The following is a 17,873-nucleotide window of genomic DNA, read 5'->3' as shown; positions in this document are numbered from 1 at the left end:
GGGCATGGGTGCAGGCAAGGTGCGGCGGCGGCCGTACGAGAAGGAGCTCTTCCGGTTGCAGGGGGAGCTGGTCAAGCTGCAGGAGTGGGTGCGGGCGGAGGGCGTGCGCCTCGTCGTGGTCTTCGAAGGGCGGGACGCGGCCGGCAAGGGCAGCACGATCAAGCGGGTCGTCGAGTACCTGAATCCGCGGGTGACCAGGATCGCGGCGCTGCCGGTGCCGACCGAGCGGCAGCGGAGCCAGTGGTACTTCCAGCGATATGTCGAGCACCTCCCGGCCGCGGGGGAGATCGTGCTGTTCGACCGCAGCTGGTACAACCGGGCGGGCGTGGAGCGGGTGATGGAGTTCTGCACCCAGGACGAGTACGCCAGATTCCTGCACCAGTGCCCCATCTTCGAGCGGCTGCTCGTGGAGGACGGCGTGCTGCTGCGCAAGTACTGGTTCTCGGTCAGCGACGCCGAGCAGGAGAAGCGGTTCCGGGCCCGGCTGGAGGACCCGATGCGGAGCTGGAAGCTGTCGCCGATGGATTTGGAGTCGATCACCAGGTGGGAGGACTACTCGCGGGCCAAGGACCAGATGCTCGTGCACACCGACATCCCCGAGGCGCCCTGGTTCGAGGTGGAGAGCGAGGACAAGCGGGCCGCGCGAATCAACATGATCTCCCACCTGCTCTCCTCGATCCCGTACCGCGAGGTGCGGCGCGCCCGGCTGGAGATCCCCGAACGGCCCGCCGCCACCGGCTACCGCCGCCCGCCCCGCAGCCCCGAGAGCTACGTTCCCGACGTCGCCGCCGGACTGAGGGACGAGGACTGACGGCTGATCGGGCACATCGACATGCTTAGTAAAACTGATTGCTCTACTATGCGTGCTTTGTCATCTGCCCGAACTAAGGAAGTCAGCCTCGGCATCATGGTCGCCATCGCGGTCGGGCTGGGCGTGCTGGCCTTCCTGGTGCCGTTCCGGCTGCTGCGCCGCAAGCACGCCGGCCGCGCCGGGATGAAGGTGCTGGTGGCCGCCATGATCGGCCTCGGTCTCGGGTTCGTGCTGATCCTGAGCATGGTCGAGAGCGCCGTACAGGTCCGCGACACCGGCCAGGCCAACGAACTCCTCGGGTACGTCGGCTTCCAGGACCAGTGGGCGATCCTGCGCGGCGCCGAGGACGACAAGCCGCTCTACGACGGGCGCTGGATGATGCTGCTCGGCGAGAGCGAGGGCACCTACGTGCTCTACGACTGCGACAAGCAGGAGACCTTCCGCCGCCCGATCGAGACCACCAACCTCGGCGGCCTCCAGCTCGACCCGGAACGCGAGCCCGGCTTCCGCTGCGGCACCCTGACCGAAGAGGGGCCGCCCTCCTAGCCGACGCCGTCATTCGCCGGTCAGGGCCGCCATCAGCATCGGCAGCGAGTTCTTCAGCGCGCGGCTCCAGTACGGCCAGGTGTGCGTGCCCGGCCCGTAGAAGTCGGTGGTGACGTCGAGGCCGCTCTTCTCGGCCCGTTCGACGAACGTCTTGGCCTCGCTGAGGAGGAATCGTTCGCTGCCGTCCTCGCTCGCGCTCGCCGGGTCCAGTGGGCCCGGCGAGCCGTCCCCGCAGGAGACGTAGAGCCGTACCCCCTTCAGGCGGTCGGTGAGCTCGGCCGGGTTGTGGTCGCGCCAGGCGGCGGAGTAGGGGTCGGGGCCCCAGAGTTTGGCGGCGTCTTCGCCCCAGTTCCTGGTGATGTCCACGATCGCGTCCGCCTGGGCCTGGCTGTCCAGGACGCCGGAGTAGGACGCGGCGACGAGGAACATGCCGGGGTTGCGCGCGGCGTAGCCCATCGCGCCGAGCCCGCCCATGGACAGTCCCGCGATCGCCCTCCGGTCGCCCGCGCCGAAGTCGCGTTCGAGGATCTCGCGCACTTCCTTGAGGTGGAAGGTCTCCCACTTCGGGCCCTCCAGCCAGTTGGAATACCAGCTGGTCGGGCCGCCTTCGGGGATCACGATCAGGGCCGGCGCGGCACTGGTGGCATGGGCCGTGCTGTCGTCCTCCAGCCATCCCCCCGACGTGGACGACTCGCAGCATCCGTGCAGCAGGTACAGCACCGGCCACGGCCCCGACCCGGGCGTCCAGCCCGGCGGGAGCAGCAGGGTGACCTTGGCCGGCCTGCCCAGCGCGGCCGACTTCACGGTGAGGACGCGGGTCCGCTGATCCGGCGAGGCGACCTGCACGGCCGCACCATCGGACGGCTGGACGGGTTCGGCGGGGGAGGGCCACCACATGATGGCCGCCACGACGGCGGCCACGGCCACCAGCGCGAGCACCCAGCGCCACTTCCGGATCATGAGAGCATCCTGACCCGTACCGGCACCGCTAGACCAGCATAATCACGTCACAAGTGGACATTCGCCGCATATGTCAGAGGCCCTGCCCGGCGACGACCGAGAGCAGCTGGAGTTTCTCGTAGCTCTCGCTGCCCGGTGTCGCCGTGTAGACCAGCAACGACTGGGACTGGTCGGGATCGAGCAGTATCTGGCAGTGCAGCTCGACCAGCCCGAGCCCCGGATGCTGAATACGTTTCGGCCCGCAGTACGGACCCGTGACGGGATGTTCACCCCAGATCTCCGCGAACTCCGGGCTGGCGGCGAGGAGCGCGTCGACGATGTCGGCCGCGCGTGAACCCCTGCCGTCCCTGGTGTACGCGCGATGCAGATCGGAGGCGATGAGGCGGCTGTGCCCGGCGCGGTCGCCCTCGGGATGGATCAGCCGGGAGCTGGGGTCGGTGAACCACCGGTAGTGCAGGCTCCGGGCCAGCCCGGTGTGCGCGCTGTCGTCGCCCAGCAGCGCGACCGCCAGCCGGGTCTGGATCAGCGTCTCGCCGAGATGGCTCACCACCAGGGCGGCCGCGTCCTCAAGGCCGTCGAAGATCCGCATCATGCCGGGGTTGATGTGGTCGGCGCGCAGCACCCGGCGCGGCGTGGCATAGCCGCCGAGCTGGAACAGATGGTCCCGCTCGTCCAGGGAGAGCCGCAGCCCGCGGGCGATCGCGGCGAGCATCTGCTCGGACGGGTTCGGGCCGCGCCGCTGCTCGATCCGGCTGTAGTAGTCGACCGACATGTCGCACAGCGCGGCGACCTCCTCGCGGCGCAGCCCGCCGGTGCGCCGCCGCCGCCCGCGCGGCAGCCCGACGTCCTCGGGTTGCAGCGCCTCACGCCGGGTCCTGAGGAACTCGGCGAGTCGAGCCCGATCCATGATCCGATGTCCTTTCCGTCGCCGTCAGTGCTAACAACTCCCAGCTCAACGGTGTTTCCTCCAGGTCAGGCGCAACCACGGATCAGGTGTGCCTGGATGCGCGGTTCCGCCGCCGCCAGAGTCGGGCCATGACCACATCAGCGTTCAGCACACCCGGCCACTGGATCGGCGGCGAGGCCGTCACCGGATCCACCGGCACCATCACCGTGTCCAACCCGGCGACCGGCGAGGCCATCGCCGAGATCCCGGCCGGCACCGCCGCCGCCGTCGACCGGGCCGTCGCCGCCGCGCGGGCCGCCTTCCCGGCGTGGGCCGCGACCGCCCCGGCCGAACGCGCCGCCGTCGTGCGCCGGATCGCCGAGGGCCTGGGGGCCCGCGCGGAGGAGATCGCCACCGCGATCACCGCCGAGATGGGTTCGCCGATCAGCCTGTCCCGGACCGCCCAGGTGCACTTCCCGATCGCGGTCGCGCAGGCTTTCACGGCGCTCGCCGCGGACTTCGACTGGACCGAGGAACTCGGGAACTCGCTGCTGGTCCGCGAGCCCATCGGCGTCGTCGCGGCGATCACGCCGTGGAACTTCCCGCTGCAGCAGATCGTCTCGAAGCTGGCGCCCGCCCTGATCGCGGGCGACACCATGGTGTTCAAACCATCCGAGATCGCGCCGCTGACCGCGCGCATCCTCGCCGAGGTCACCGCCGAGGCCGGCCTGCCCGCCGGCGTCTTCAACGTCGTGTACGGCACCGGCGCCGTCGTCGGCGAGGCGATCTCGGCGCACCCGGACATCGACATGGTGTCCTTCACCGGCTCCACCCGGGCCGGCCGGCGGGTCTCCGCGGTCGCGTCGGAGACGGTCAAGCGCGTCGCCCTCGAACTGGGCGGCAAGGGGGCCAACGTCGTGCTCGACGACGCCGACCTGGAGCAGGCGGTCACCATCGGGGTGGCGATGGCGTTCACCAACGGCGGCCAGGTCTGCGGCGCGTGGCCGCGGCTGCTGGTCCCCGCGTGGCGGCAGGACGAGGTCGTGGCACTGGCGGTCGCCGCCGCCGGGCAGTACACCGTGGGCGAGCCGACGGACGAAGCCACCCGGATCGGCCCGATGGCCTCAGAGGAGCACCGCCGGAAGGTGCACGGCTACATCGAGCGCGGCATCGCCGACGGCGCGAAGCTCGTCTTCGGCGGCCCCGGCCGTCCGGAGGGGCTGGAGCGGGGCGCCTACGTGCGGCCGACGATCCTGGCCGACGTCGACCCGGCCTCGGAAGCCGCCCAGGAGGAGATCTTCGGCCCGGTCCTGACGATCATTCCGTACGCGGACGAGGACGAAGCCGTCGAGATCGCCAACAGCACGATCTACGGCCTCACCAGCGGCGTCTTCGGCGCGCCGGAACACGCCCTCGCCATCGCCAGGCGGCTCCGCTCCGGCCAGGTCGACATCAACGGCGCTCAGTGGAACCCGCTCGCCCCCTTCGGCGGCTACCGCCAGTCCGGCAACGGCCGCGAGTTCGGCCGCCTCGGCCTGGAGGAGTTCCTGGAGACCAAGTCCATCCAGCGCTGACGGTCACTCACCGGCGAGCCCGCGCACGACGTCGGCGAATCCGCGCACCAGCGGGTTCTCCGAACCGTCGTGCCAGGCGAGCGCGACCCGGAGCGGCTCGACGTCGGTGAGGGGCGCCCAGCGGACAGTCGACACCGGCTCTCCAGCTCTTATCCGGTTGGGGCCTGGTGACCACGTGCACGCCCAAAGCTCGTGAAGCCGCACACCGAGCACGGCCGGGACGCGCTATTCGCCGGGTGAAAAGTGGTGAATCGCGGATGGCGGTCGGCGCTCTTTTGTAAGAATGCCGATCATGAGTGCATGCCGCGAAGTGGTGCTGTTATGAGCTGGGCCGATGGACGCCTCTGTGGCTTCGACGTCGAGACGACCGGGGCCGGCCAGGAGGCCGCCAGGATCGTCGCCGTGACCATCGTCTTCGTCGGTGACGGGCAACCGGCCGACGTGACCGCCGCCCTCGTCGACCCCGGCATGGAGATCCCGGCCGAAGCCACGGCGGTGCACGGAATCACCACCGAGCGGGCCCGATCCGAAGGGCTCAAGCCGGTCGAGGCCGTGCGGATGATCGTCGACCGTCTGGAGCGCGCCTGGGGCGCCGGCAGGCCGGTGATCGGCTTCAACATCGCCTACGACCTGACCGTGCTCGACCGTGAGCTGCGCAGGCATCTCGGCAGCGGGCTCAACGTGACCGGGCCCGTCGTCGACCCGCATGTGATCGACCGGGCGCTGGATCGGCGCAAGGGCAAGCGGACCCTGGAGGAGACCTGCCGCCACTACAAGGTCCGGCACGAGACGGCCCATGACGCCACTCAGGACGCGCTCGCCGCGGCCCGGCTGGCCTGGCGGCTGGCCAGGAGTTATCCGGCCGAGGTCGGGGATCTGACGCTGGCGGAGTTGCACAGGCGGGAGATGGACTGGTCGCGGGAATGGGCGACCCGGCTGAATGAGTATTGGCGTTCGCAGGGCAAGGACAACTCGATCGACGGCTCATGGCCGGTGCGGCCGTACCGTGCGGAGAATTGAGCCTTTCGTAGCCGATGGCGTCCCTGAGGGGACGCCATCGGCAGTGGTTCGTCAGGAGCCTGGCAGTGCCGCCGGTCCGTAGCGGGCGGCGGACGCGCCGGTGACGCAGGCCCAGTAGCGGTCGCCGTAGGACCAGTGCCACCACTCGGTGGGGTAGTTGATCAAGTCGACCGCGGTCAGCGACGCGCCGAGGATGCGGCGGTGTTCGGCGGCCTCGGCGGAGATCGCGTCGCTGGCGGTGTGGCAGGACTCGGTGTCGGTGTCGTTGACCTCGGTGCCCAGCCAGAGCTCGGTTCCGTCCGTGTCGCACAGGGTCAGGTCGACGGCGGCGCCGGCGACGTGCGGGGCGACCTCGGGCGGGGAGATGTAGTGGCTGGCCCTGCGCCGGTACCAGTCCTGGTCGTGGCCCGGGTCGGTGCTGCTGAGCTGGTCGACGTGGGCGTCGAAGTAGCGGGCTTGCAGGTCGATCGGCCGGAAGCCTTCGACGATCAGGAAGTGCAGGCCGGGGGGCAGCAGGGTCTGGGCGGTCACGAGGCGGTCGACGAGGCTGAGGCGGAGGTGGGAGTAGCCGCGTCCGGTGCCGGCCATGCGCGGGTCGAGGCGGAGGGCCTGGACGGTGTGGAGGTCGATCAGTACTTCGCCGGACTCCTCGACCGGCATTCGGCTGATCGCGGGATCGGAGAGCAGAATCATTTCTCGTCCTTCGGTGCTCGGAGCAGACCGCCCGGCCGTAGTCTCATGGACTTCGTTCGGTGGGAGTGCCTGTTGCTGATACCGGAAGGTTCGGACGAGGTGCTGAAACTTCGCTGAAATCCGCAGGGAGCGGTCTCAGCGGGTGAGCTCGCCGTACTCGCGGGCGCCGTGGTCGTGGAAGACCTTGGTCGCGCGTTCCCGCAGCGCCGCCGCGATGTCGGCCTCGCCCCTGGCCTCGTGCAGCAGCGCGAGGTCGCGTTCGGTGCGGGCGCGCCAGAGCGGGGCGTCCATGCCCTCCCACACCTCCATCGCCGCGGTCAGGCAGGCGGCGGCGTCCCGCAGCTGGCCGCCGGCCAGATGGAGTTCGCCGAGGGTGCGCAGGGTGACGCCCAGCCCCCAGCGGTCGCCCATCGCCTGGCAGACCGACAGCACCCCCTCCAGCGGGGCCAGGGCCTGCTCGGTGTTGCCCTGGCGCAGCTGGGCCTTGGCCCACGCGCGGACCGAGTAGGCCTCCATCAGCTTGTCGCCGAGCCGGCCGAAGATGACCCTGGCGGCTTCCGCGGTCTCGATCGCCGGGCCGTACTGGCCGGTCGCCCGGTGCCACAGGCTCATGGTGCGCAGGGTCACCCCCTCGCCGCGGCGGCTGCCGGCGCGGCGGTAGGCGGCCAGCGACTCCTCCAGACCGGACCAGGCGGCCGGAAAGTCGCCGCGCTCCAGCCGCACCGACGCGGCCAGCCGCCGGGGATAGGCGGTCCCGGCGTCCCCGCCGAGCTCGTTGAGCCGGGCGGCCTCGTCCAGGAAGTGCAGCGCCTCGACCAGGCGGCCGGCCTCCCGGCAGATCACGCCCAGCCCGGACAGCGCCACCGCCTGGCCCCGCGCGTCGCCGAGTTCGCGGAAGGCGCCGAGCGCCTCGTCCAGGACGCGGTGCGCCTCAGGGAAACGATCCTGGTCGTAGCGGAGGAGGCCCAGTTCGGCCAGCATGGTCGCCGCGCCGTGCCGGTCGCCCGCGTGCCGGGCGGCGGCCAGCGCGGCCCGGTTGATCCGCTCGCGGGACTCGAACCGGTTGACGCCCAGGAACGACGGGCCCAGCCGGGCCGAGGCGAACTGGCAGACCAGCTCGTGCAGGCCCAGCGCGGCGGCCCGCTCCAGACCGGCGACCAGGGCGGGCCGCTCGACCTCGAACCAGTCGTGCGGGGCCGCCAGCACCCGGGCGACCAGCTCGGGCGGGACCGCGGACGGCGGCATGGCGGGACGCGGCCAGCCGATCTCGTCGGATGGCGCGTCGGCGGCCACCTGGTCGGCCAGGGTGAGCCAGCCGCCGAGCACCCGGCCCACGGCCGCCGCCAGCTCCTCGGCCGGTTCCTCCGCTTCGGCCCGTTCCCGCCCGTAGATCCGGACCAGGTCGTGCACGCGGTACCGGGGCGTGCCCAGGTCGTCGACCCGGCTGAAGTCGACCACCTGCGCGTCGACCAGCCGCTCCACCGTGTCCTCGGCTTCGGCCTCGGGGGCGCCGGTGAGCCAGGCGACGATCCACGGGGCGAACTCCGGCACCCCCAGATGGCCCAGCCGCCGCAGCGCCAGGCGCGCGCCGGCGTCCAGCCCTCGGTAGCTGAGTTCGAAGCCGGCCCGCACCTCCAGGTCCGCGATCGAGAGCTCGTCCAGCCGCCGCCGTTCGTCGGTCAGCCGGTCGGCCAGCAGCCGCAGCGGCCAGCGACGGCGGGTGGCCAGCCGGGCCCCGGCGATCCTGATCGCCAGCGGCAGCCGTCCGCACAGCTCGGCGATCTCCCGCGCCACCGGCTCCTCGGCGGACACCCGGTCCGCTCCGACGATCCGCACCAGCAGATCGACCGCCTCGGCGGGATCGAGCACATCCAGGTCGGTACGGCTCACGCCGGCCAGCCCGCCCAGCCGGTTACGCGAAGTGATCAGCACCGCGCAGCCGCTCCCGCCGACGAGCAGCGGGCGCACCTGCCGCTCCCCGGCGGCGTCGTCCAGCAGCACCAGCACCCGCCGCCCGGCCAGCAGGCCCCGATAGAGCTCGGCGCGTTCCTCGATCCCGGCCGGGACGGCCGCCGGAGCCACGCCGAGCGCCGTGAGGAAGCGACCCAGCACCTCACCCGCCTCGGCGGGAGTCTCGCTCAGCCCGCGCAGTTCGGCGTACAGCTGCCCGTCCGGGAACTCCGCCGCGACCAGATGGGCGACCTGGGCGGCGAGAGCCGACTTGCCGCTGCCGCCGCGCCCGGCGATGACCTGGATGCCCGGCTCCGCCGTCAGCGCCGCCACCAGCTCGGAGGTCTGGAGCACCCGGCCGGTGAAGTCCGCGGGGGCGAGCGGCAGCTGGGCCGGTACGGCGACCCGCGTCTCCTGGCCGGACGGCGGCGCCAGCAGCCCGGGATCACCGCGCAGGATCGCGTGATACAGGGCGGCCAGCTCCGGCCCCGGGTCCACCCCGAGCTCCTCGACCAGCACCCGGCGGCCGTCCCGGAAGCTGGCCAGGGCGTCGGACTGGCGGCCGAGCCGGTACAGCGCGGTCATGTACTGGCCGCGCAGCCGCTCGTTGACCGGATGGCGGCCGACCAGCGCGGCCAGTTCGGCCACCAGCCGGCCGTGGCGGCCCAGCGCCAGTTCGGCGGCCATGCGCTCCTCGGTGGCGTCAGCCGCAGCTGCTCCAGCCGGGCCACCTCCCCGGCCAGCAGCGAACTGCGCAGCCCGGCCAGGGCGGGCCCGCGCCACAGGGCCAGCGCCGCGCCGAGCAGGTCGGAGGTCTCCTCCCGCGTCGGCGCCTGCCGCGACTCGGTCAGCAGCTGGGCGAAGCGGTCCACGTCCAGCGATCCGGCGGGGATCTGGGCCAGGTAGCCGGGCGCGCGGGTGACGATCACGTCGGCGGCGCCGTACCGGGCCAGGGACTGGCGTAACGACTTGACGTAGGTCTGGATGGCCGCCTTGGCGGTTCCCGGCGGGTCGTCCGGCCAGATGATGTCGATCAGGCGCGGCATCGGCACGATGTGCCCGTGCTCCAGCAGCAGCGCCGCCAGCAGCGTCTGGGGTTTGGCGCCGCCGAGCGGGACCGGCACTCCGGTGGCCGTCACCTCGATCGGCCCGAGCAGGCGGAACTCCACCAGCCACTCCCTGTGCGGTCGGCTTGCGGCGGGCGGCCCGTACCAGCCCCCGCCGGGTGTGGGTGCGGGCCGCCCGTCCAGATGACCCGGCTCAGGGCGATCATCGTATCCGCCGGTATAGGCGCGGTATAGACGCAGGAAGGACGGGCATCCAGTCGGTCCTGACCAGAGATTTGACAGATCATGTGGCAATCCAGGATTCTTCATGTCCGAAGTCCGATGGGGGCGGAGTCTGGGTGGAATTTCACGTTCTCGGGCCACTCAGCGTCGCCCGCGATGGCCGGCTGGTTCCCGTCGATGGCGCACCCAAATTCCAGCTGACGCTCGCCGCGCTGCTGTCCAAGGCCGGTCAGCCGGTGTCGGCCGACTGGCTGATCGCCGCCGTCTGGGGCGACCAGCCGCCCGCGTCCGCGCGGCGCAACATCCACCTCTACGTCCACCAGCTGCGGCGGGCGTTCGGCGCGCACGTCCTGCCGGGCCGGCAGGGCGGGTACGCGATCATCCCCGACGGGCTCGACGCCGCGCGTTTCCGCGGCCTGGCCGCACAGGGGAGCGCGGCCCTGGACCGCGGCGAGCTCGAACCGGCCAGGGACCGGCTGCGCGCCGCGCTGAACCTGTGGCGGGGGGCGGCGTTCGCGCAGTTCGGAGACTGCGCGCCCATCGCCGAAGAGGCCCGGCGGCTGGAGGAGGCGCGGCTGACCGCCTACGAGCGGCTGGCCGAAGCCGAGCTCGGGCTGGGACGCCACGCCGAGCTGGCCGCAGAGCTGGCCGACCTCGCCCGGGAGCACCCCTACCGGGAGAGCCTGCGCGGTCACCTCATGCTCGCCCTCTACCGGTCCGGCCGCCAGGCCGAGGCGCTGGAGTCGTTCCGCCACACCCGGGAGCTGCTGCACACGCAGCTCGGCATCGAACCAGGTCCGGTGCTCCAGCGGCTGCACGAGGCGATGCTCCGCGGCGACGAGGAGCTCCTCCCCGACCCGGGCCGGTCGCCGCAGACCTCCGACGAATCCCCGTACCGGGGTCTGATGGCGTTCCAGCCGGAGGACGAAGGGCGGTTCTTCGGCCGGGCCAGGCTGATCGACCGGCTCCGCGAGCTGACCGGCCGCCTCCCGGTGGTCGGCGTGTTCGGCGCGTCGGGAAGCGGGAAGTCGTCCCTGCTCCGGGCCGGGCTGCTCGGGAAACTCTCCAGCGAGCGTGGCCTGATCATGACACCGGGCGAGCACCCGCTGGACACGCTCACCGACCTGGTGGCGAAGGCGTCCGGCGGCGACCCCAGGACGCTCCGCGACGGCGTCGCCGCCGACCCCGGCGTCCTGGCCGCCGCCCTGCGCGGCCTGCCGGAATCCCGCCTGCTGCTGGTGGTGGACCAGTTCGAGGAGACCTTCACCCTGTGCGCGGACGACGGCGAACGACGCCGCTTCGTCGAGGCCCTGCTGGGCCTGGCGCTCGGCGACGGCCGCCGCACCGGGCTGGTCCTCGGCGTACGGGCCGACTTCCTCGCCCACCTGACCCAGTACCCGGACCTGGTCGAGGCGCTCGGCGGCGAAGCCCAGCTCCTGGTCGGCCCGGTGGCACCGGCCGACCTGCGGGAGATCGTGGTACGGCCCGCCGCCCAGGCCGGGCTCACCGTCGAACCCGACCTGCTGGCCACCGTGCTGGCCGACGCCGACGCCGAACCCGGCAGCCTGCCGCTGGTCTCGCACGCGCTGCTGGAGACCTGGCGCAACCGCGCCGGCCCGAGCCTGACGCTGACCGACTACCAGGCGGCCGGCGGCGTACGTGGAGCCATCGCGCAGAGCGCGGAACGCGTCTACGACGAGCTCGCCCCCGCCGAACAGCGGGCCGCCCGCAGGATCTTCGTCCGGCTGACCGCGCTGGGCGACGGCACCGAGGACACCAGGCGGCCGATCTCCCGGGCGGAGCTCGTCGGCCTGGCCGACGCCGAGGTCACCGCCGGCGTGCTGGACCGGCTCGCGGCCGCGCGGCTGGTCGTGCTCGCGGCCGAGACCGTGGACGTGGCGCACGAGGCGCTGATCCGGGCCTGGCCCCGGCTCCACAGGTGGCTCACCGACGACCGCGAGAACCTGTTCGCGCACCGGCGGCTCACCGACGCCGCGCAGACGTGGCAGGAACTGGAGCGCGACCCGGGGGCCCTGTACCGGGGCGCCCGGCTGCTCGCCGCCAGGACCTGGGCGGAGGATCATCCGCAGGAGCTGAACGAGGTCGAGAACGCCTTCCTGCGGGCCAGCCGCACCCTGGAGGAGGGGGAGCGGACCGCGACGAGACGCCGCACCCGGCTGCTGCAACGCCTGCTCGCCGGGATGGCGGCGCTGTTCCTGCTCGCCCTGCTCGGCGGGGGAGTGGCCGTGCGGGAAGGCCAGGAGGCCGGCCGCCAGCAGCTGGTGGCCGTCTCCCGGCAGCTGTCCTTACAGGCCAGGTCGCTGCTCGGCACCGATCCCGACCTGGCGGGGATGCTGGCGGTGGCCGCGTACCGGCTCAATCCGGAGGCCGAGACGCGGGGCGCGCTGCTGAGCGTCTCGGCCGCGGCGCGGCGGCGGATCGAGCTCAACGCAGAAGGGGCCTCGATCTTCGGGGTGGCGATCAGCCCGGACGGTTCGCGGCTGGCCTCGGCGGGGACCGACGGGACGGTCGGGCTGTGGGATCCGCGGAGCCGTACCAGGCTCGCGAGCTTCGCCGAGCACGCGGAACTCACGGGGGAGGTGCACGCGCGGGCGGTGGCGTTCAGCCGCGACGGCCGGCTGCTCGCCGCCACCGCCAGGGTGGCCGCGATCACGGCCAGCGAAGGCACGGTCGCCGTGTGGGACCTGGAGTCCCGGCGGCCGGTGTTCCGGCGATTACGGGAGAAGATCACCGACGCGATGGCGCTGAGCCCCGACCAGACGAAGATCGCCATCGGGGTGGGCGGCGGCGCGATCGAGATGTGGGACCTGCGCGACGGGAGCCACCGCACCCTGACCGGGCACCGCGAGGAGGTCGCGGTGCTGGCGTTCAGCCCCGACCAGCGGTTCCTGGTGTCGGCCACCGGCGGGAACGAGAAACCCTTCGTCTGGGACGTCGCCACCGGGACCAAGGCCGGCACGGTTCCCGCCGAACACGTGCACCGGCTGGGCTTCGACTCCGCCGACGGCACCCTCGCCACCGGATCCGCCTATTTCGGGGTACGGTTCTGGCGCGTCACGCCCGGCGGGGTGACCTCCCTGTCCGCGCTGCCGGAACGGTCGCCCTACACCTGGGACATGTCCGCCCCCGCCGCCGGACGGATCGCCGTCGCCGACGAGGACGGCCTGATCACCGTCTGGGACGTCGCGCGGCGGCAGCCCGTGGCGACGTACCAGGACAGAAGCCGCACCGAGGCGCTGTCTCTCGCTCTCAGCGCCGACGGGTCGATGCTCGCCTCCGGCGGGTTCGGCCGGACCATCGTGGTCCGCGAACCGGCCGTACCGCCGTTCAGCGGGCACAGCCTGGCCGTGAACGACCTTGAGATCAGCCCCGACGGGCGGCTCGTCGCGTCCGCGAGCAGCGACACCACCGTCCGGCTGTGGGACCCGGGCGGGAACCCGGTCGCCACCCTCGGCGATCACCCCGATCACGTCCGCGCCGTCGCCTTCAGCTCCGACGGCAAGCTGCTCGCCACCGTGACCCGCAGTCACACGCTCACCATCTGGGACGTGGATCGCCGGCTCAGGCTCGCCACCGCCACCTACCAGGGGCTCGGCGCTTCCACCGATGTCGCCTTCGAGCCGGGCGGGCGTTTCCTCGCCGCGACCGCGCTCGGCCGGTTCCGCTGGGACGTGCGCGACCCGGAGCACCCGATCGAGTCGCCGTTCCCCGGCCCCGGGTATCTCCCCTCGGCGCTGGCGTTCAGCCCCCGCGACCCCCTGCTCGCCATCACCAGCCCCACCGGCGACCTAGTCCTCTGGGACCTGCTCGGAAACCGCGAGGTCAACGCGCTCCGGACCAGGCAGGGCTCGATCCTCGACGTCGCCTTCAGCCCCGACGGCAAGCTGCTCGCCACCGCGGGCGCCGACCGGACCGTCAAACTCTGGGACAGCAGGACCGGAGCCCTGTCCGGCACCCTGACCGGGCACACCGCCCCCGTCCAGGCCCTCGCCTTCAGCCGGGACGGCCGCGCTCTCGCCTCCGCGGGCGACGACCACACGATCACCGTGTGGGACCTCGCGTCCGGGAGGCCCAGCGTCACCCTCACCGGCCACACGGCCCCGATCAGAGGCCTGGCCTTCACCACCGACGGAGACCTGATCTCCGGTGGCGAGGACGGCAGGATCATCCGGTGGCCCCTCCGGCCCGAGCCCGTGGCCGGGCAGCTCTGCCGGGAGATCGGGCGCGGCCTCACCCGCGAGGAGTGGGCCGCCTATCTCCCCTCGGTGGCGTACCGGTCCACCTGCTGAGCGCTACCCGGATTCGGAGTCCGAGTCCTTGTTTTTGCTCGGTTTCACCGCGCTTCTCTTCTCGGCCGCGGCGCTTCGCGTCCGGGGGCGCTTCTTGACGCTCGTCTCGGCGAACGAGACCTTGCGTTTGACCACGCTGGATCTCGCGGTCTGCTTCTTCACGGGCTGCTTCTCCTTGATCGGGAAGCCGAAGTCGTCCACCTTGTCGTCCGAGTCCTCCCCATCGTCCTCGAAGTCGGAGTCGCTGTCCTGGTCCTTCTTGATCCGCGGAGTGGTCGTGCGCCGCACCAGACCCTGCCCGGCGCCCTCGTCCTTGGCGAGGGTGAGGGCGAGTTCGTCGTCGGCCTCGTCCTCGCTGGAGATGTAGTCGGTGGTGTTGTCGCCGCCGCCGAGGTCCTTGGACTCCTTGATGCCGATGATGACCGCCCGGCGGCCCTCCTCCGTGGCCAGCGCCGCCCTGAGAGTCTTGGCGTACGGGCTCTTGGACGTCTCGTCCAAGCCCAGGAACGCCTCAAGCACCTCCGGAGTGGAGAGTACGTCGGCGACCGGCCAGTTGTAGGTGTTGAAGTGCGTGCCGGCGATGGCCAGGTCGATGCCGGCGACCTTGCCGAGCGCCCGGATCAGCAGCAGGCAGTGGAAGCAGCACAGCTTGGAGATGCCGATCATCACTTCGAGATCTTCGATGCGGCGGGTTATGCCCTCCTGGTTCAGCAGCATCTCCTGGAACTCCAGGTCTGGCATGTTCTGGATGGCCTTCGACTGCTGGAAGGCGAGGTCGGCCGCGCCCGCCTCGGCGTGCACCATGGCGTCCCGGCCCTGGCCGTACCTCCCGGTGTGGCCCTCGACCTTGAGCTGCGTCCACTTCGCTTTCAGCTCACCCAGATAGGTGATCGTTTTGCGGAGGCGGCGCTCGGCCTTGATGAGCGTCTGGTCCGTGATCCGGCCGCGGGCGCCCATGCCGCTGGCCAGGAGCCGCTGGTAGAACTCCTTGGTGGCCTGCTGCGCCTCGGGCAGGTCCGTGTCGGCCACCTCGGCCAGGTTGAGCAGGTCGGTGTCCATGTTCTGATCGGGGATGTTGGCGAAGATGTGCAGTTCCTGCAGCTTGGAGGTGGCGATGGCCACGCATTCACGGCTGCGTTCGAGATTGCACAGCACCCAGGCGAGCCGGTCCAGCGAGCGCTGTTCCTTGAGGTTCTCGGGTTTGGTCCTGGCTGTGCGCAGCGGCGCCTCCATCACCTTGCGCATCTCGCGCAGGAGGTGTTTCATGTGCCCCTTGACCGCGTCGACGATCTCCCCGCTGACGTCCTGGTCGTCGGCCGAGGCCAGGATGCGTGGCCCGGTGCCGGTGCCGAAGACGCTGCGGCGGGCGAATTCGGAAAGAAACTCCTGTTTGTCCTCTCCGACCAGTTCGAGGAAGGCCAGGATCTCGTCGAGCTCGTCCGGGTCGGACCGGCCGGGCCGGGTGACCAGGGCGTGCGCGAGCACCTTGCCCCAGGTGGGGTCGTCGATCTCCATCTGCAGGCCGAGCGCGGTCAGCGCCGCGTCGTAGGCGCGGACGTCGATGCCGTCGAGCGCGGCCATGATTTCCGGAAGGGAGCTGACCTTGCTGATGCCCTTCACGACGGAGAGCCAGAAGCGCATGCCCCGGACCGTCAGCAGGCTGGTCACCCGCAGCTGGTCCAAGGCCCGGTTCGCCTCGGACTCGTCGTCGTCGCGATCCCCCTCCAGGTAGAGGGCGAGGCCCTCCCAGCCGAGGTGCTCGAAGGTGCTGACGGCCTCGCCGTCGGCTTCGGCGTCCGCCAGGTCCGCGCCGCTGTCGAACAGCCAGCGCTGATCGGGCGTGGTGTCCTGGCGGTCGCCCGACTTCTCCGACATGTCGCCCGAATCCTCGGACCTGTCGTTCGTGGTCACCGTCGTTCTGGACGTCGTGTTCGACGTCGCTTTCGGCGTGTTGTTGTTCGATTTCGTGGTCGTGCTGGGCGTCCTGCTGCTCGACTTCGGGGTCGTGGTCGTGTTCGAGGGAGTCCACGTCTGCGCGGAGCGCTTGGTTTTGGAGAACGAGGTGCTGGGGCTGCCGTCGTCGTCATCATTGATCTCGACGCCGCCCTTGTGCTCCTTCGGTTCGGCCCCCGAATCGGAGTCACTGTGGGCGGCGGGCTTCTTGCGCTTGGCCTTGTTCCTGGTCTTGGACTTGAAGCTCATGAGTGCTCCTGTCGGCGCGGTGAGTGTGGATGAGACCCGTCCAACAGCAGGCGGCCGACGGGACAACCGTGCCGGCGACGTCGCCGTTCCGGAGCTCCAGGTCGCCGAAGAGAAGCCGGTATCGGAGTAACGGAGATAACAGCGAACCTCCCCGATCTTCAGCGTCGCCCGATTTCGTCTCACGCGCCGAAGCGCACAATTGAGTTACGCTCAGATTCGGCCGCTCCACAACAGGTGAACAGTAGTCAGATTAATCACCGCGCCGACCCCGTCAAGACGGATGTTCGCCCGACATCCCATCCCGGATTCGGCCGGCCCAGCCGGCCCGAGCCGACGGCCCATGACATGGGGAGACATGCTCGACGAGCCCACCCACATCCCCGCCCGGGTCCGCGCCGCGCAGCAAGCCGGCTTCCCGTTCTCCTGCGACAACCGGACCGGTTCCCTGCTGCGGACTCTCGTCGCGTCCAAGCCGGGCGGCCGGGTACTGGAACTGGGAACCGGCATCGGCGTCGGAACGGCCTGGCTCCTGGACGGAATGGACCCGACGTCCCGCCTGACCACCATCGAAGCGGACCCGGCCACCGCCGCCCGCGCCCGCACCGTGATCGACGAAGACGACCGCGCCGAACTGGTCGTGGCCGACGCCGCCGAATGGCTGCGAAACCACACCGGCCCACCATTCGACTTCGCCTTCGTGGACTGCCTGATCGGCAAGTTCACCTCGCGCCACCTCGTTCTCGCCAACCTGTCCCCGGGCGCCTTCTACATCGGTGACGACCTACTCCCAGTGCCCACCTGGCCCGATGAACACGAGTCCCGCGTAACCGACTTCCTCGACGCCATCACCGGGGAACCGCACGTACTGGCAACTCTCATGCGCTGGTCCACCGGGCTCGTGGTAGCGGTTTACCGGCCAGCGGCGATGTGAGCGGAAGTTCGCGGGTCATTTGTGCTGGTCGATCCAGTTTTCCAGGTCGTCGAGGCAGCGGGTGTTGTGTTCCTCGATCCAGGCCGGGACCCTTCTGAGCCGGAGGACGGAGAAGGCGGCGATGCGGGTTCGGTGGGGCCAGCCGCGTTCGTCGTCCCAGCAGAGGTCGGCTCTTCCCAGGGTGCCGCGGCGGATGCCTGTGACGTTGCTGGTTTTGATGCTGCGGGTTCGGTAGAAGCCGTGGGTTTTGATGGTTTTGGCGGTGCAGGTTATTCCTACTATCGGCGCGCGCACCAGGAGTGGGCCGCCCAAGGCCAGTAGTGGCAGGGCCAGGAAGGCGGCGGATATCAGGTTTTCGGGTGGGGTTTGGAGGGCCTCCGCCAAGTGGAAAGGAGGATTGAGGGCGAGAGTGATGCGTACCCATTCGAGGGCCAGGATGATTAGTCCGAGGCCCAGAACGGCATGGGTGAGCCGGAAAATCCGCTCCCCGCGCAGTTTCACGATCTCATTGAAACTGGTGGGCGTGAGATGGGCAACGGTGCAGTGGCTATCGTGCGTCGAGGATTAGTGGTAGCAGGAGGAGTAGCCAGAAGATCGCCATGCCTGCTGACCTGCCTATGACGTGAAGGACGCGTGTGGCGGGGCGTTTCCGGTGTTCTGGTGCGTTCACTGGGTTTCGGGGGTTTCGGGGGTTTCGGGGG

Annotated in this window: 14 protein-coding genes; 7 read left to right on the top strand and 7 right to left on the bottom strand. The window is 71.0% G+C overall.

Annotated features, from left to right (window positions below):
- The first annotated feature begins 4 nt into the window (after positions 1-4).
- Both ppk2 and Acor_RS07660 read left to right on the top strand, forming a co-directional pair.
- On the top strand, positions 5-811 hold the full coding sequence (ppk2, locus tag Acor_RS07665) for a polyphosphate kinase 2 (RefSeq protein ID WP_155335855.1): 807 nt from the start codon (positions 5-7) through the stop codon (positions 809-811).
- Positions 812-907: 96 nt separating this feature from the next.
- Positions 908-1,357, top strand: a complete 450-nt coding sequence (locus Acor_RS07660; RefSeq protein ID WP_174876113.1) for a hypothetical protein — start codon at positions 908-910, stop codon at positions 1,355-1,357.
- Between the two features lie 9 nt (positions 1,358-1,366).
- On the opposite strand, the gene Acor_RS07655 is transcribed toward Acor_RS07660, so the two are convergent.
- Complete coding sequence (locus Acor_RS07655; RefSeq protein ID WP_155335854.1) at positions 1,367-2,317, bottom strand: alpha/beta hydrolase; 951 nt, start codon at positions 2,315-2,317, stop codon at positions 1,367-1,369.
- Between the two features lie 73 nt (positions 2,318-2,390).
- Positions 2,391-3,224, bottom strand: a complete 834-nt coding sequence (locus Acor_RS07650; RefSeq protein WP_155335853.1) for a helix-turn-helix transcriptional regulator — start codon at positions 3,222-3,224, stop codon at positions 2,391-2,393.
- A 128-nt stretch (positions 3,225-3,352) separates the two neighbouring features.
- Between Acor_RS07650 and Acor_RS07645 the strand changes: the two genes are divergently transcribed.
- Positions 3,353-4,777, top strand: a complete 1,425-nt coding sequence (locus tag Acor_RS07645) for an aldehyde dehydrogenase family protein (protein WP_155335852.1) — start codon at positions 3,353-3,355, stop codon at positions 4,775-4,777.
- Between the two features lie 3 nt (positions 4,778-4,780).
- Here Acor_RS07645 and Acor_RS45365 read toward each other — a convergent pair whose 3' ends face one another.
- The gene (locus Acor_RS45365) at positions 4,781-4,912 is read right to left on the bottom strand and encodes a hypothetical protein (protein ID WP_281353173.1); all 132 of its coding nucleotides are present in this window, start codon (positions 4,910-4,912) and stop codon (positions 4,781-4,783) included.
- Between the two features lie 186 nt (positions 4,913-5,098).
- On the opposite strand from Acor_RS45365, the gene Acor_RS07635 reads away from it, so the two are divergent.
- Positions 5,099-5,797, top strand: coding sequence for an exonuclease domain-containing protein (locus tag Acor_RS07635; RefSeq protein ID WP_155335851.1), 699 nt, complete (start codon positions 5,099-5,101; stop codon positions 5,795-5,797).
- A gap of 51 nt (positions 5,798-5,848) precedes the next feature.
- Here the strand turns inward: Acor_RS07635 and Acor_RS07630 are convergent, their stop codons facing one another.
- Together Acor_RS07630 and Acor_RS45360 are read right to left on the bottom strand one after the other, a co-directional pair.
- Complete coding sequence (locus tag Acor_RS07630; protein WP_155335850.1) at positions 5,849-6,490, bottom strand: M15 family metallopeptidase; 642 nt, start codon at positions 6,488-6,490, stop codon at positions 5,849-5,851.
- Positions 6,491-6,625: 135 nt separating this feature from the next.
- Positions 6,626-9,616 (bottom strand): ATP-binding protein, encoded by a 2,991-nt coding sequence (locus tag Acor_RS45360; protein ID WP_281353172.1) that lies wholly within the window; start codon positions 9,614-9,616, stop codon positions 6,626-6,628.
- Positions 9,617-9,845: 229 nt separating this feature from the next.
- On the opposite strand from Acor_RS45360, the gene Acor_RS07620 reads away from it, so the two are divergent.
- The gene (locus Acor_RS07620) at positions 9,846-14,039 is read left to right on the top strand and encodes an nSTAND1 domain-containing NTPase (protein WP_170316840.1); all 4,194 of its coding nucleotides are present in this window, start codon (positions 9,846-9,848) and stop codon (positions 14,037-14,039) included.
- A gap of 3 nt (positions 14,040-14,042) precedes the next feature.
- Here Acor_RS07620 and Acor_RS07615 read toward each other — a convergent pair whose 3' ends face one another.
- Positions 14,043-15,914, bottom strand: a complete 1,872-nt coding sequence (locus Acor_RS07615) for a hypothetical protein (protein WP_155335848.1) — start codon at positions 15,912-15,914, stop codon at positions 14,043-14,045.
- On the opposite strand from Acor_RS07615, the gene Acor_RS07610 reads away from it, so the two are divergent.
- Positions 15,913-16,371 carry a hypothetical protein gene (locus Acor_RS07610; RefSeq protein WP_155335847.1) on the top strand — a complete coding sequence of 153 codons (459 nt, stop codon included), beginning with the start codon at positions 15,913-15,915 and terminating at the stop codon, positions 16,369-16,371. The genes Acor_RS07615 and Acor_RS07610 overlap by 2 nt on opposite strands.
- Before the next feature lie 225 nt (positions 16,372-16,596).
- Positions 16,597-17,172 (top strand): O-methyltransferase, encoded by a 576-nt coding sequence (locus Acor_RS07605; RefSeq protein ID WP_218034176.1) that lies wholly within the window; start codon positions 16,597-16,599, stop codon positions 17,170-17,172.
- Between the two features lie 15 nt (positions 17,173-17,187).
- On the opposite strand, the gene Acor_RS07600 is transcribed toward Acor_RS07605, so the two are convergent.
- Positions 17,188-17,673: a hypothetical protein gene (locus Acor_RS07600; protein ID WP_155335845.1), complete on the bottom strand. Its 486-nt coding sequence runs from the start codon at positions 17,671-17,673 to the stop codon at positions 17,188-17,190.
- Positions 17,674-17,873: the final 200 nt, after the last annotated feature.

The sequence above is a fragment of the Acrocarpospora corrugata genome (assembly GCF_009687845.1).
GTDB classification, from domain to species: Bacteria; Actinomycetota; Actinomycetes; order Streptosporangiales; family Streptosporangiaceae; genus Acrocarpospora; species Acrocarpospora corrugata.
Note: the sequence above shows the minus strand (reverse complement) of the source record. Positions and strands in the feature narration are given on the sequence as shown.